This is a genomic window from Proteus sp. G2669 (assembly GCF_009915245.1).
Taxonomy (GTDB): domain Bacteria; phylum Pseudomonadota; class Gammaproteobacteria; order Enterobacterales; family Enterobacteriaceae; genus Proteus.
The window spans coordinates 115,656-128,477 of sequence record NZ_JAABLX010000017.1; the positions used below are offsets into that span (position 1 = coordinate 115,656).

Annotated in this window: 10 protein-coding genes; 2 read left to right on the top strand and 8 right to left on the bottom strand. The window is 38.7% G+C overall.

The window, feature by feature from the left end:
* Window positions 1-16 precede the first annotated feature (16 nt).
* Together phoR and brnQ are read left to right on the top strand one after the other, a co-directional pair.
* A complete protein-coding gene (gene phoR, locus GWI68_RS04110) occupies window positions 17-1,315 on the top strand; it encodes a phosphate regulon sensor histidine kinase PhoR (RefSeq protein WP_109408021.1) in 1,299 nt (432 codons plus the stop codon).
* Between the two features lie 479 nt (window positions 1,316-1,794).
* Window positions 1,795-3,135 carry a branched-chain amino acid transport system II carrier protein gene (gene brnQ, locus GWI68_RS04115; RefSeq protein ID WP_109408020.1) on the top strand — a complete coding sequence of 447 codons (1,341 nt, stop codon included), beginning with the start codon at window positions 1,795-1,797 and terminating at the stop codon, window positions 3,133-3,135.
* A 76-nt stretch (window positions 3,136-3,211) separates the two neighbouring features.
* On the opposite strand, the gene ydhT is transcribed toward brnQ, so the two are convergent.
* The 8 genes from ydhT to GWI68_RS04155 all read right to left on the bottom strand — a co-directional run bounded on the left by ydhT (window position 3,212) and on the right by GWI68_RS04155 (window position 12,532).
* Window positions 3,212-4,177: a protein YdhT gene (gene ydhT / locus GWI68_RS04120; RefSeq protein ID WP_166539469.1), complete on the bottom strand. Its 966-nt coding sequence runs from the start codon at window positions 4,175-4,177 to the stop codon at window positions 3,212-3,214.
* Window positions 4,178-4,202: 25 nt separating this feature from the next.
* Window positions 4,203-5,000, bottom strand: a complete 798-nt coding sequence (phsC, locus tag GWI68_RS04125; RefSeq protein ID WP_166539470.1) for a thiosulfate reductase cytochrome B subunit — start codon at window positions 4,998-5,000, stop codon at window positions 4,203-4,205.
* A complete protein-coding gene (locus tag GWI68_RS04130; RefSeq protein ID WP_109408017.1) occupies window positions 4,997-5,668 on the bottom strand; it encodes a 4Fe-4S dicluster domain-containing protein in 672 nt (223 codons plus the stop codon). Before GWI68_RS04130 ends, phsC begins: the two co-directional genes overlap by 4 nt.
* A 66-nt stretch (window positions 5,669-5,734) precedes the next feature.
* Window positions 5,735-6,448 (bottom strand): YdhW family putative oxidoreductase system protein, encoded by a 714-nt coding sequence (locus tag GWI68_RS04135; RefSeq protein ID WP_227336436.1) that lies wholly within the window; start codon window positions 6,446-6,448, stop codon window positions 5,735-5,737.
* A gap of 22 nt (window positions 6,449-6,470) precedes the next feature.
* Complete coding sequence (locus GWI68_RS04140) at window positions 6,471-8,573, bottom strand: aldehyde ferredoxin oxidoreductase (protein WP_109408015.1); 2,103 nt, start codon at window positions 8,571-8,573, stop codon at window positions 6,471-6,473.
* 53 nt (window positions 8,574-8,626) lie between these two features.
* Window positions 8,627-9,256 (bottom strand): ferredoxin-like protein, encoded by a 630-nt coding sequence (locus tag GWI68_RS04145; protein WP_006535141.1) that lies wholly within the window; start codon window positions 9,254-9,256, stop codon window positions 8,627-8,629.
* 610 nt (window positions 9,257-9,866) lie between these two features.
* A complete protein-coding gene (ggt, locus tag GWI68_RS04150) occupies window positions 9,867-11,627 on the bottom strand; it encodes a gamma-glutamyltransferase (protein WP_166539471.1) in 1,761 nt (586 codons plus the stop codon).
* A gap of 302 nt (window positions 11,628-11,929) precedes the next feature.
* A complete protein-coding gene (locus GWI68_RS04155; protein WP_109408013.1) occupies window positions 11,930-12,532 on the bottom strand; it encodes a peroxiredoxin C in 603 nt (200 codons plus the stop codon).
* Window positions 12,533-12,822 lie beyond the last annotated feature (290 nt).

A 12,822-nucleotide genomic window follows, 5' to 3' on the forward strand; every position in this document is an offset into this window, starting at 1 on the left:
TGGGAGTAATCGTCAGGTGTTAGAACGACTATCATGGAAAGCCCTCGTCTGGGGGCTATGTCTATTTTGCTTACCTGCCTTTGTATTATCGCTTTTTATTGGCCATCTTCCTTGGCTACTGGTGGTATCACTTCTTAGTGCTTTGGTTTGGCATGCTTATAATTTGATGAAATTGTCTAAATGGTTATGGCTCGATCGCTCAGTCTTACCCCCCGAAGGCAGAGGAGGATGGGAGCCTATTTTTTATGGTATTCGACAAACACAGCAACGTAATCGTAAGCGACGTCGAGAATTAGGTGATTTAATTAAGCGTTTTAGAAGCGGGGCTGAAAGCCTACCTGATGCGGTTGTAATGATGACCAATGAAGGTAATATTTTTTGGTGTAACAGCTTAGCTCAACATTTATTAGGTTTTCGCTGGCCAGAAGACAACGGGCAAAATATTTTTAATTTATTACGTTACCCAGATTTCTTGCACTATTTTACCGCAGGCGATTTTAGTCACCCTTTAACGATTTCTCTTAATAATGGCTCTATTGTGGAATTTCGTGTGATGCCATATAGCGAAGATCAGCGCCTAATGGTAGCGCGAGATGTGACAGAAAAAAATAAACTAGAAAATGCACGACGTGATTTTTTTGCCAACGTGAGCCACGAATTAAGAACGCCTTTAACCGTTATTCAAGGCTATCTTGAAATGATGGAAGAAAATAGTGCAGAAAAACCGGCAGAACATAAAGCGATAATGACAATGCAGGAACAAGCTAAACGGATGGATACGTTAGTAAAGCAGCTATTACAACTTTCCCGTATTGAATCAGCTCCTCATATTGATTTAAATAAGATTGTCGATATACCCGCCATTTTAACCTTATTGCAACAAGAGGCAAACTCACTAAGCCAAGGCCAACATCATATTACCTTTGATATTGATGAACAGTGGGCTGTACGTGGTAATGAAGAGCAGTTGCGTAGTGCCGTTTCTAACTTAGTCTATAACGCGATTAATCACACAGAAGAAGGCACAACAATAAAAGTTAGCTGGAAGAAAATTCCTCAAGGTATGTTATTTAGTGTTTCCGACAATGGTTCAGGGATCAGTGCTGAACACTTAACACGTTTAACAGAACGTTTTTACCGTGTTGATAAGGCACGCTCTCGTCATTCTGGTGGTACAGGATTAGGGTTGGCAATTGTGAAAAAATCACTGCTTCATCATCATTCACAATTGAATATTGAAAGTAAAGTTGGGAGTGGAAGTACGTTTTCTTTTATTCTGCCTCAAACCTTACTATCTGCTAAAAAAGTACACTAATCAGTTTTTCTATTTAAAGCCTTTATCATCTAATGTTTAATTAGTGATAAAGGCTTTTTGTCTTTTTATCACTCTTTTCGATGTCAATAAAAACTAATATCGTAGCGTTAAATTTTAATATTATTAATTAATAAGAACTTTAAATATGGCTAATGACCAATATTATTGGTGATAAAATGCACAAATCATATCATGTATATTCGGTGATATATGATAGTTATAACTACCTCTGAAAAATAGTTTAGATGATTATTCTGGTTTTTGGATTGGCTATTGCCTTTTTTCATTATAAAAGTTTTACTTGTGCCCAGTTATCGGCAATTTTTTCTATTTGATACCTAATTGCTCTGCATGAAATGATTATATGTGGATATTATCCTGAATAATAATGATATGAGCTCAAATAGATATTGTTGATTTTATGTTGCGCCATCTTGGCGTTATTTAACCATTATTGTAACTACATATTAACAAAACTTATGGCACATAGATTAACTTCCAGAGATATTCTGGCATTAGGGTTTATGACCTTTGCCCTTTTTGTCGGTGCTGGCAACATTATTTTTCCTCCTATGGTGGGTTTACAATCCGGTGAATTTGTTTGGACAGCTGCAATCGGCTTTCTTATTACTGGTGTTGGTTTACCTGTATTAACCATCGTTGCATTAGCTAAAGTTGGTGGAGGCATTGAAGCATTAAGTACACCTATTGGTAAATCAATGGGGCTGTTATTAGCAATTGTTGCTTATCTCGCTGTTGGTCCTCTTTTCGCAACACCACGTACTGCAACCGTCTCTTTTAAAGTGGGTATTGCTCCTTTAGTGGGTGATACTGAAATGTCATTGCTGATTTATAGTATTGTCTATTTTTTAATTGTTATTGGTATTTCGCTTTATCCGGGGAAATTACTAGATAGTGTTGGTCATATATTGGCACCGATTAAAATTTTGGCATTGGCGGTATTAGGTGTTGCCGCGATATTTTGGCCTGCTGGTGGTGCTATTCCTGCTACAGAAGCTTATCGAGATATGGCATTAACTCAGGGCTTTATTAACGGTTACCTCACCATGGATACATTGGGGGCTATGGTTTTTGGTATCGTGATTGTTAATGCGGCTCGCTCTCGAGGTATTGATAATTCATCACTGTTGACGCGTTATACTATGTGGGCGGGAATTATTGCAGGTATATTATTAACTGCAATTTATTTGAGTTTATTTAAATTAGGCTCTAGCAGTGGCAGCATTATTCCGGGCGCTCAAGATGGTGCAGATATTCTACATGCTTATGTTCAATATACGTTCGGTAACTTTGGTAGCTTCTTTTTAGCTGTCTTGATCTTTTTAGCCTGTATGGTGACCGCGGTTGGTTTAACCTGTGCATGTGCAGAGTTCTTTAGCCGTTATTTGCCTATCTCTTATCGTGTATTAGTGTTGATTTTAGCGATATTCTCAGCTGTTGTTTCAAACTTAGGCTTGAGCAAACTGATCGCGTTTTCTATCCCTGTGCTGATTATGATTTATCCACCTTGTATTGTGATTATTTTAATGAGTTTCACATTACGCCTGTGGAATAATCCAAGCCGTATTATCGCACCAGCAATGGCGGTTAGTTTGTTTTTCGGCATTTTTGATGCCATTAAAGCATCTGATTATTTGAAACACTTATTACCAGAATGGGCGACAAAACTACCGTTGAGTGAGCAAGGTTTAGCGTGGTTGATCCCAGTATTAGTGACGATTGTTGTCTGTGGTATTTACGATAAAGTGGCAGGCTCACAGAGTAAAAAAGTGATCCATACTGAAGCCATTAATAAGTAATAAAGTATATTGATTGTAAAAATAAACAGGGAAACGAAAGTTTCCCTTTTTTAATGATATATATTTGAGGTATTAATTAACAGAAGTCGAGTTCTGTTTTCTGTGCAACAGGATGCTGGTCTTCATCTAAATAGTAATGAATACCAGCGACGATCCCATCTTCACCTTCATAGAAGATTTTAAAGCGAGTACGATTGCCGTCATGATAAGCAATAACTGCACTACCGCCTTTTCCTAAGCAGAACTGATGGAGATCACCTGTTGAGATACAAATACTATCGTCGCCAGATACCGTGACTTTACAGTTATCACCTGTATTAATGGCTACAGAGTTATTTCCTGTAACATTGATTTGCGCTAAATCACCTGTATTGGTGACTTTTGCTCGATCTTGAGAGGCCGTAATAAAATTACGCATACCGCTATTGGCGATATGAACGCCATTACCTGAGGCATAAATTTTGACATCATTGCCACTATTACAAATACGAGAGCGTCCACCTAAACTACCAATACGACACTGATTTCCTGTATTACACACTTTCCCTGCAAAACCAGTATTCATCAATTGATTGCTATAACCTGTGTTGGAAATGCTATTTTCATCACCAGAAAAAGCCACGATGTTATTATTGCCACACAAAGCGAGATCAGTGCTTAGTTGCTGACTTTTTAAGATCAATTGATGCCATTCGGTAGAAAATTGAATATTTTCAGAAGCTGGCAAAGTGTTGTGATAGGGCAGACGTTGTAATGTCACGCCTTGCTGTTGTTCATTGCCGAGCAGGAACAAGATGTTTTCCATCACTTCTTGTTCCTGTTTGGCAAAGGAGGCTTCACTAAAATGACGTAAATAAATATATTGAATAAAGCTTTCTATCCACTGTGTACGGCGCTGTTTTATTAACTCACTATGAATAGCACCGTAAGTGCCTCCATCAGGAAAATAACGTAAAAACCAACGATAAAGCGAAGTTGAAACATGCAGTTGTCGTAAGTCTTCTTTTGTTAATCTAATATTTTCCTTTGAAGGGACTGACATATAAGCTCCTTAATCCATGTATTAATTAGTGTCTATGGTAACCGTCAACCATACTGCGAAATGTTTGGAATGGTGTTTTTCCTGTTGTACACAGATAAAGGTGACCAATAATAAAAAAGACACTACATACTGCTAATATTTGGTGCGCGATTAATAACCAAGCTTTAAACATTACGGCATCAGCAGGAATAAATGCTGGATTTTGAAGTAAAACACCGGTTATCAAAAGGAGTGGAACTAATGCATACATCACACCTAAATAAGCCATTTGTTGCAGTGGGTTAAATTTCACATTTGGCGTTGCTGGGAAAGGGTGATCTTCTCCTTTAATAATTCCATAGAGATAAAAACGGGTTTGCATAAAAGCACGTTGAAACCAGTTTTTACCATCAATGCGATAAAATTTACCATTACCGCCGACAAGATTAATGAATACAAAAGATAACCAGCACACCAAGAGAAGATAACCACAGATTTCATGCACACTGACTAATAACGCTGTATCGTGAGCAGAAAGTAGGGCGAAATGGTTAATGCCACCGCTAAGAAGCAATAAAATAAATAAAGAGGCGTTACTCCAATGCCATAAACGTACGGCTTTAGAGTAAAGGTAGAGCTTCTCTTCTTTATGTGATTGACCATGTGGTGTAGCAAAGCGATAGCGTAAAAAACCATGAAGTGCGAGCACGAGTAGCATGCCAACGAATAATACACCCGCAACAATAAGCCAAAGCGGTAAATAATCTGGTGTATAAATTAAAACATACTCTTTTAGTGCAGCTTGGAACTGGGCACTGTCTGGCATGGTATTGACGATACTCATACTTTACCCTCCTCTTGAACGTGAGGCCCTACACGGCGATAGAGATGGGGTTTTCCTACACCATCAAGTTGATAAATATAATAATCGTGTGTTTTAAGCCATTCTTGAATTTGAGGGCTGTCTTCTCTACCAAATAACAAGGCATTTTGTGGACAAGCACTCACACAAATTGGTGGGAAACCTTTTTGTAATCGAGACTCAAGACAAAAATCACATTTATCAGCAACATGTGTCACTGGGTTAAGATAACGTACTTGGTATGGACATGCTGATATACAGTAGCTACAGCCAATACATTTCTCTTTATCTACACGCACAATACCATTGGTTTCATCACGCCAAGATGCACCTGTAGGGCATACAGGAATACAAGGAGCGTCTTCACATTGCTGGCAAGAGTGTCTAAAGAAATGGTACTTATCGTTGTCTTCTTTTAGGCTTAATGGAATATGAGCAATATCCATTCTTGCCATTCCTGTTGGAACTTTATTTAATCGACGGCATGCAGTGGCACAAATATTACAACCATTACAAAGCGTCTCATCATGGATCATGGCATAACGGATTGGTTTCTTTTCAGCGGTTGCCGCAAGTGCGCTTCCTAGTGGCGCACTGAAAAAAATGACCGATCCCATGCCTGCTACAAATTTACGGCGAGAAACACGCATTATTTTTGCTCCTCAGTCTGATGATGTTGTAATACCCACATGACATTTCGTGGATAAGATAGAACGTTAAGGATTTTCATGTTGTTCTACCTCTATCCATTCAGTTAAGCCTCGTGCTTTGCCATAACTCATTAACCTATTGCTAAAGAGATAAGGGGCATCGTTAGACGCTAAAACTTGTTGAATATCTTGAAAGTCAGGGTGGTCTTTCATCAGTGTCAGTGCATCTTCGATCTCTGAAGCCGTATAATGAAAGGGTTCAGACATCAACATGCTTTGTTTCAATGGACGAGGATAGGTTTCGCACTCAAATCGAACAACACCAGCAATTGCGGTACAAATATCAGCGTGACGATTTAATAATTGCAATTGTGCGAAGTTATCTGACATAAATTCATCAGAGTAAAAATAATCCTCACCATTGAGACTTAAATGGGCGATATCAATAAACTCGTCGCTTTTTAACGCGGTTTCTAACTGCACAATATCTTCTTGAGTAAGAGAATAGGGCGCATCATACAGCGTTGAAATAGCTAGCAGTTCACCTTCTTTTGAACATTGACGTATTGCATTCGCTAGATGTTGTTCAGCAGATAATTCTGCGATTTCTTCAACTTGCTCTTCCTCAAGTACCGTTGTGGTGTTAGTACTGCGTCCAACACCTGTTTCTGATAGTGGCAGTAGCCAACGGCGGCGAGAGATATCAGGTTGCTCTAACGCAATATCTGCATCATCAGCAATATCGGGTGGTATAGAAGCTGATGCATTTTGTTCTATCATCATGATCTCCTTCTTTTACCGATTAACTTGGTAATAAACCACGAGACGCTAAATCGTCAGCAATATCTTGCAATCCAAGGCGAACCAACGTTTCTTTTGTTGGGCAACCTAACTGCGGATCCCAGCCCATTTCTTCATAGAACATGGTGAGAGAAAGCTGCATATCTTCTCTATCCATTTTGTCTGTACCTTCAGTAAAGACAGGAATATCAGGATCTTTATCGAACACCCATGAGCAAATTTGGTCATGCTCGTTACGCATATCCATGGTATTCATTAATTTTACGGTATAAGCACGGTGTAAAGTGAAGATACGCTCTGAGGCCAAATCCAGATCTTTAGAGGTTGTTGGTTCACCTGTAATAGCGGTAAAGAATTTAGCTTCCATTTCTAAGTCACCACGATAATTGCGGCTTTTATGAGGTGAAACCGTCATTGGCCAAACCCAGTTACATAAAGTGACTGCATCGTGTAAGCAACTACGTAAAATTGTCCATTTGGTGTACGCAATTTTTGCTTTATTGATTGGTGTGTAGTTTTTGGTTTCATCAAAAGCATCACCAGAACCAAATAGCTCACCAGCAATCTCTTTTTGCAGTTTCAGAGGTAAACCACTACCGATATAGTTGATATGGGTATGTGTCATCGCATCGCGGTTAAACATACAGTTAACGATAGAACCGACTTGGGCAGAGGCTTCATTGGCGTGGTGAATAGGAAAGCCCATTGGTGACCAAAGTTTATTTTTCTTGTTCGCCCAATACTCTTCACCTAAATTCCATCGTTGTGCAATTAGGTAAGAGCCATCAGCTAGGTGACTAAATTCACCTTTACGGTGCGCTAAGCGATAATAGAAATCTTTGATAAATTCAGGATTACCTTCTTCAAGCTTATCCCAAGGAATATCATTATATTCCTCTTCAGAAAGAACGCGTTTAAAGACACCATGGGTGTAGCAATAAGTGAAGTCACGATGAAGTTGGCCGTAGTTACACCATAACCCCATATCATCAAAAATATTCAGACCCACTAAGTTACCAACAACGTTACCATCCCCTTTTTTCTCTACATCTTTTGGGCCATTAGGGAAAATAGTTGTGTGAACAAAGTTAGCAACACAAGTATTACCACCTGTTTGTGGTACACCAAATTTTTTCGCTTGTGGAACGTTAAGTTGTGCCATACAGCGAATAGGGCAAGAGTGACATCCCCCCATTTTGACAGTGTATTCTTCTGCTTCAGGGCCTAAGTCAAAGGTGGATTTCATGGTTCTGAAACCGACAGTATTGATATCACCAGGAGGAATCTCACCAGTTTCAATTGGGCCGCCTTCAGCAGCTCCCCAATACAGTCCTTTACGTGCAGTCCAACGAGAGCCAGGATCTGAATACTCAGCCCAAGATTGTGGTGTACTTGGTACAACGTGGTTGTTATTGGAGCCAATTAATTGCGTCATCATGTAGTCGTTAAGCTCTTTTAATGCTTTACGATCAGCAACGTTAACGCCACGGCTACCTTCTACCACAATGGCTTTTAATTTTTTAGAACCTAATACGGCACCGACACCAGCACCACCACTGTGGTTACGGCTATTAATAATGCCAGATAAAGGTACAAGGTTTTCACCAGCAGGGCCAATGGTTGCAACACAAGCTTCAGGGCTTGTTTGAGCACATAACTCTTCTGTGGTTTGGCGAACGCCTTTACCCCATAAGAAAGAGGCATCTTCAATAGATACTTGGTCATCATCAATATGGATCCAAACAGGCTTATCTGATTTACCTTCAATAATCAGAGAGTCATAGCCTGCAAATTTCATCCATGCTGCAAAAAAACCGCCCATATGAGCATCAACAACGAGATTGCCACGAGTAAAAGTGGAAAGAGAAGTGATATTGACGCGAGAGCTACAAGGTGCGCCTGATCCAGTTAAAGGCCCTACAGCGAAGACAACTTTGTTTTCTTCATCAAAAGGTTTAACTCCAGGACCAACTTCGTCATACATAATTTTATAACCAAAGCCCATACCACCAATTAAGGATTTAAATTTACTTGAGCTTTCACGAGTGATGGCACCGGTAGTTAAATTGATTCTTAGAATATTTCCAGTCCAGCCGTTAATCATAATATTGCTTCCTAATCTAAATGTGGTTCAGTGATGTGATTGTATGGATTTTATTAAACAGTAATTTCTTTCCATTCAATGATTTGCAACGCACCAGTTGGGCACGCAGATGCACACTCACCACATAAATTACATTTGCCGGATTTTTTAGTTTGTGGATTGACAGTTGCCATCATCCACGGGCAAGCCGTTGTACAGGCAGCACAACCAATGCAGCGGCGTGTATCTACGACAATACAACCAAACTCTTCTTGATAACGGATAGCTTTTACAGGACACACCTTCATACATTCTGGATCTTTACATTGACGACAAGTATCCGTTGTAAAGTTTAAATCGCCATAAAGCCCACCACCGGAGCCAATACCTTTATCACCAAAATAGAAATGGCGATGAATTTTTGTTCGAGAAAAGAAGGAACCAACACTTCCATCGTTCCATGTTGTACATGCTGTTTCACAACGGTGACAGCCAGTGCAACGTGCTCGATTAGTAACTAAAACGCCTTTAGGTGTTGTGGTTAATTGAATGATGCCGCTGTCTATTTCTTCTTGCTTACAACCTAAAAGAGAAAGCAATGCGGGTGCTATAGTGATCCCTGCAAGCCCTTTACCGGATATTCGCAGAAACTCTAGTCTTGATAGCCCAATATCTAATATTGGACGATGATGTGTATCAGACATTAATATTTATCTCCGCTTAACTAATTTAATAAGAAATAAGTTGTGATGATAAATTATTTATTTATCCGCTTGCTTTACCGTTATATAAAAAATATAATAACGCTATCGTTAAGGGATATATTATAAATTTCAACTCTTTTATGATAAAAATACATTGTGATGAAATGTTAAATATTTGTGTTTACAATGTGTTATCTCCATTTTTTACGTATTTTTATTATCCTCTTTGATAGTGTGGGTATTAATAAATTAATACTGTGACTGCTATCATAGAAATAAAAATAGCGCATACTATTAATTTTATTTAATTAAATGATTATTATTTTTATCTGTAATTAAGAAAGAGAATAAATACCATTTATATATATTCTATTATTGAAATTAAATTAAAGGTGATTTGCTCTTATATTCTATCTAATATTATTGTTTTAATAATAAATTGATATTTGATATTAATTGTTTATTTAGTCAAAAATTGATATTGATTATTATTAATAGAATAATATATGAATAAATTGTAAAACCATGACTAGATCATTTTTATAAAAAAAGAAACCTTTTCTAATTGAGAGAAGGTTTCTTATATTAATATCATTATGTGGTTTAGGGACTAGTAACCTACAGCTTTCCCCGCCGGGCGACGAACATCATTTGATCCATAAAGATAACCTTCACGTACTGCACCAGAAACAGCAGAATCATTGCCTGATGATGCAGGGATAACACCTTCTTCTCCAGGAAGCCCAACCATAATGAGTTCAGCGGCTCCCCATGGGGTTTGTTCTACCATTTTATATCCCATGGCAGAGAGTTTTTCTAAAGTGTCTTTTGATAATCCTCGTTGCTCATAATAAACCTCATCCGGTAACCATTGATGGTGAATGCGAGGGCTATTAACTGCTTCTTGTGGGGGCATTCCAAACTCAATGATATTAAGTGCCGTTTGTAAGGTGATCGAGATAATACGTGAACCTCCTGGCGATCCTAAAATAAGGAAAGGTTTGCCTTCTTTAGTCACAATTGTTGGGCTCATTGATGATAGTGGGCGTTTTAATGGCGCAATACTATTGCGTTCACCTTGCACTAAACCATAGAGATTTTTTTCACCAACTTTGGTTGTAAAATCATCCATCTCATTATTGAGGAAAAAGCCAGTGCCAGGGGCAATAACAACGGCACCAAAGCGACCATTAATGGTGTAAGTGGTCGAAACTGCATTGCCGTCTTTATCCATTACTGAGTAGTGTGTTGTTTCAGGACTTTCATGAGGAGCTATGCCGGGTTGTACATTTTCTGATGGCGTTGCTTTATTCGATTGAATTTGTTGGCGAAGTTCGGTGGCGTAAGCTTTACTTAATAACTTTTCTGTTGGGTTTTTAATAAATTGAGGGTCACCAAGAAACGTATTTCTGTCCATATAAGCATGGCGCATTGCTTCTGTCAGAGTATGAACATATTCAGCCGAGTTAAAGCCCATCGATTTAAGATCGTAACCTTCTAAAATATTCAACGTTTGACAGATAGTGACCCCCCCTGAACTTGGCGGTGGTGCAGAAATAAACTCATAACCTCGATAAGTGCAGGTGATAGGTTTGGTTTCTGTAATCGTGAAGTTAGCAAAATCTTCTTGAGTTAACAGGCCATTATGTTGTTTCGATGCTTCTTCAACTTTTTTAGGGATTTCACCTTGATAAAATGCATCAGCACCTTGGTTTGCAATTAGTTCAAGTGTATTGGCTAAGTCAGTTTGAATGAGACGATCACCCGGTTGCCATGGCGTTCCATCTGGTTTTAAGAAAATTTTTGCCGATTCAGGATCTTGCTTAAAGCGTTCTGTTGTTGTTTCTAATACATCCATATCAGCACGCGTTAAAATATAGCCTTCTCTTGCAAGCTTAATGGCTGGCGCCATGACATCTTTGCGTGAAAGTGTACCGTATTTTTCTAACGCAGAATCAAGACCTTTGACTGTACCAGGTACACCTGATGCGAGATAACCGTATAAACTGGCATCTTTAATTAAATTACCTTCTTTATCTAAATACATATTTTTAGAAGCCGCAGTGGGTGCTGTTTCCCTAAAATTAATAAAGGTATTTGTGCCATCAGCAAGGTGTATGGTCATAAAACCACCACCACCAATGTTACCACAGCAGGCATTTACTACAGCTTGGGCATAACCAACAGCAACAGCCGCATCAATGGCATTCCCTCCTTTTTGTAAAATATCATTCCCTACTTGGGATGCTAAATGTTGAGAAGAGACAACCATACCATGTTGTGCTTCAACAGCAGGCTCATAGGCTGCATAAAGTGAGTGTGAAAAAAGGGTAGTGAGTAACAGCAGGTGAGTTCTTTTTATAATAATCATTATTATCTCCATTAATAACAGTGAGTTATCTTGAATAAAGACAAATAAAATAGGAGTGGTATACGCTGTTATTAATATTAATTAACAATTGCGTAACAATAAGTATAGAGAGAGGTTATTGTTGAGGAGAATTTTTTTTGATGTGATGATCACAAAATTCTCTTTAAGCTGGAAAATAATAAGATTATGGATAATTAATAATGGTAATAAGGGGATGAGCTAAGAATAGCTAAATGTGGCGATAAACAATAAAAAAAGCCTGTTTTCACAGGCTTTTAGAAATGCTTTAGCTTACTGTTAAATTACAGTTTGCCAGAGTTTGCTTTTAGATATTTAGCAACGCCGTCTGGAGATGCGCCCATACCTTCTTGACCTTTTTCCCACTGAGCAGGGCAAACTTCGCCGTGTTCTTCGTGGAATTGCAGAGCGTCAACCATACGGATCATTTCATCAATGTTACGACCTAATGGCAGATCGTTAACGACTTGGTGACGAACAATACCTTCTTTGTCAATCAGGAATGAACCACGCAGTGCAACGCCAGCTTCTGGGTGTTCAATACCGTAAGCTTTGATGATGTCATGTTTGATATCAGCAACCATTGGATATTTAACTTCACCAATACCACCGTCATCAATAGGAGTTTTACGCCATGCGTTATGAACGAATTCTGAGTCCATAGAAACACCGATGATTTCAACACCGCGTTTTTTGAATTCTTCAAAACGGTGATCAAATGCAATCAGTTCTGAAGGGCAAACAAAAGTAAAATCCATTGGCCAGAAGAAAATAACGGCAGGTTTGCCTTTGATAAATGAATGCAGGTTGAAATCGTTAACAATTTCGCCATTACCTAAAACGGCAGCAGCTGTGAAATCAGGGGCTTTGCGAGTAACCAGAACCATAATGTACTCCTGTAAATTGAAAGAGTTTATACTCGTCATATTTCAAGTTGTAGCGTTGTTGACTACGTTCATTCGCACTAGTCACATACTTTTGTATGCTCCTAGCGACTCATTTACTTGTCGCACTAGTCACATACTTTTGTATGCTCCTAGCGGCTCATTTACTTGTCGCCTAGCCACATCTTGAACTATTTAGAGCAAATTCAGGGTGTATACCCTGTTTTTAAATAATGACTACAGCATAAATAATCAATCGCTATTGATAAAGTAAAACAAAACAATCTATTTGA

What these genes read in the sequence shown, in the direction of transcription:
- GWI68_RS04140 (WP_109408015.1), bottom strand. Translation starts at nt 8,573, where the DNA reads ATGATTAACGGCTGGACTGGAAATATTCTAAGAATCAATTTAACTACC.
- GWI68_RS04155 (WP_109408013.1), bottom strand. Translation starts at nt 12,532, where the DNA reads ATGGTTCTGGTTACTCGCAAAGCCCCTGATTTCACAGCTGCTGCCGTT.
- ggt (WP_166539471.1), bottom strand. Translation starts at nt 11,627, where the DNA reads ATGATTATTATAAAAAGAACTCACCTGCTGTTACTCACTACCCTTTTT.
- brnQ (WP_109408020.1), top strand. Translation starts at nt 1,795, where the DNA reads ATGGCACATAGATTAACTTCCAGAGATATTCTGGCATTAGGGTTTATG.
- GWI68_RS04135 (WP_227336436.1), bottom strand. Translation starts at nt 6,448, where the DNA reads ATGATAGAACAAAATGCATCAGCTTCTATACCACCCGATATTGCTGAT.
- phsC (WP_166539470.1), bottom strand. Translation starts at nt 5,000, where the DNA reads ATGAGTATCGTCAATACCATGCCAGACAGTGCCCAGTTCCAAGCTGCA.
- ydhT (WP_166539469.1), bottom strand. Translation starts at nt 4,177, where the DNA reads ATGTCAGTCCCTTCAAAGGAAAATATTAGATTAACAAAAGAAGACTTA.
- GWI68_RS04130 (WP_109408017.1), bottom strand. Translation starts at nt 5,668, where the DNA reads ATGCGTGTTTCTCGCCGTAAATTTGTAGCAGGCATGGGATCGGTCATT.
- GWI68_RS04145 (WP_006535141.1), bottom strand. Translation starts at nt 9,256, where the DNA reads ATGTCTGATACACATCATCGTCCAATATTAGATATTGGGCTATCAAGA.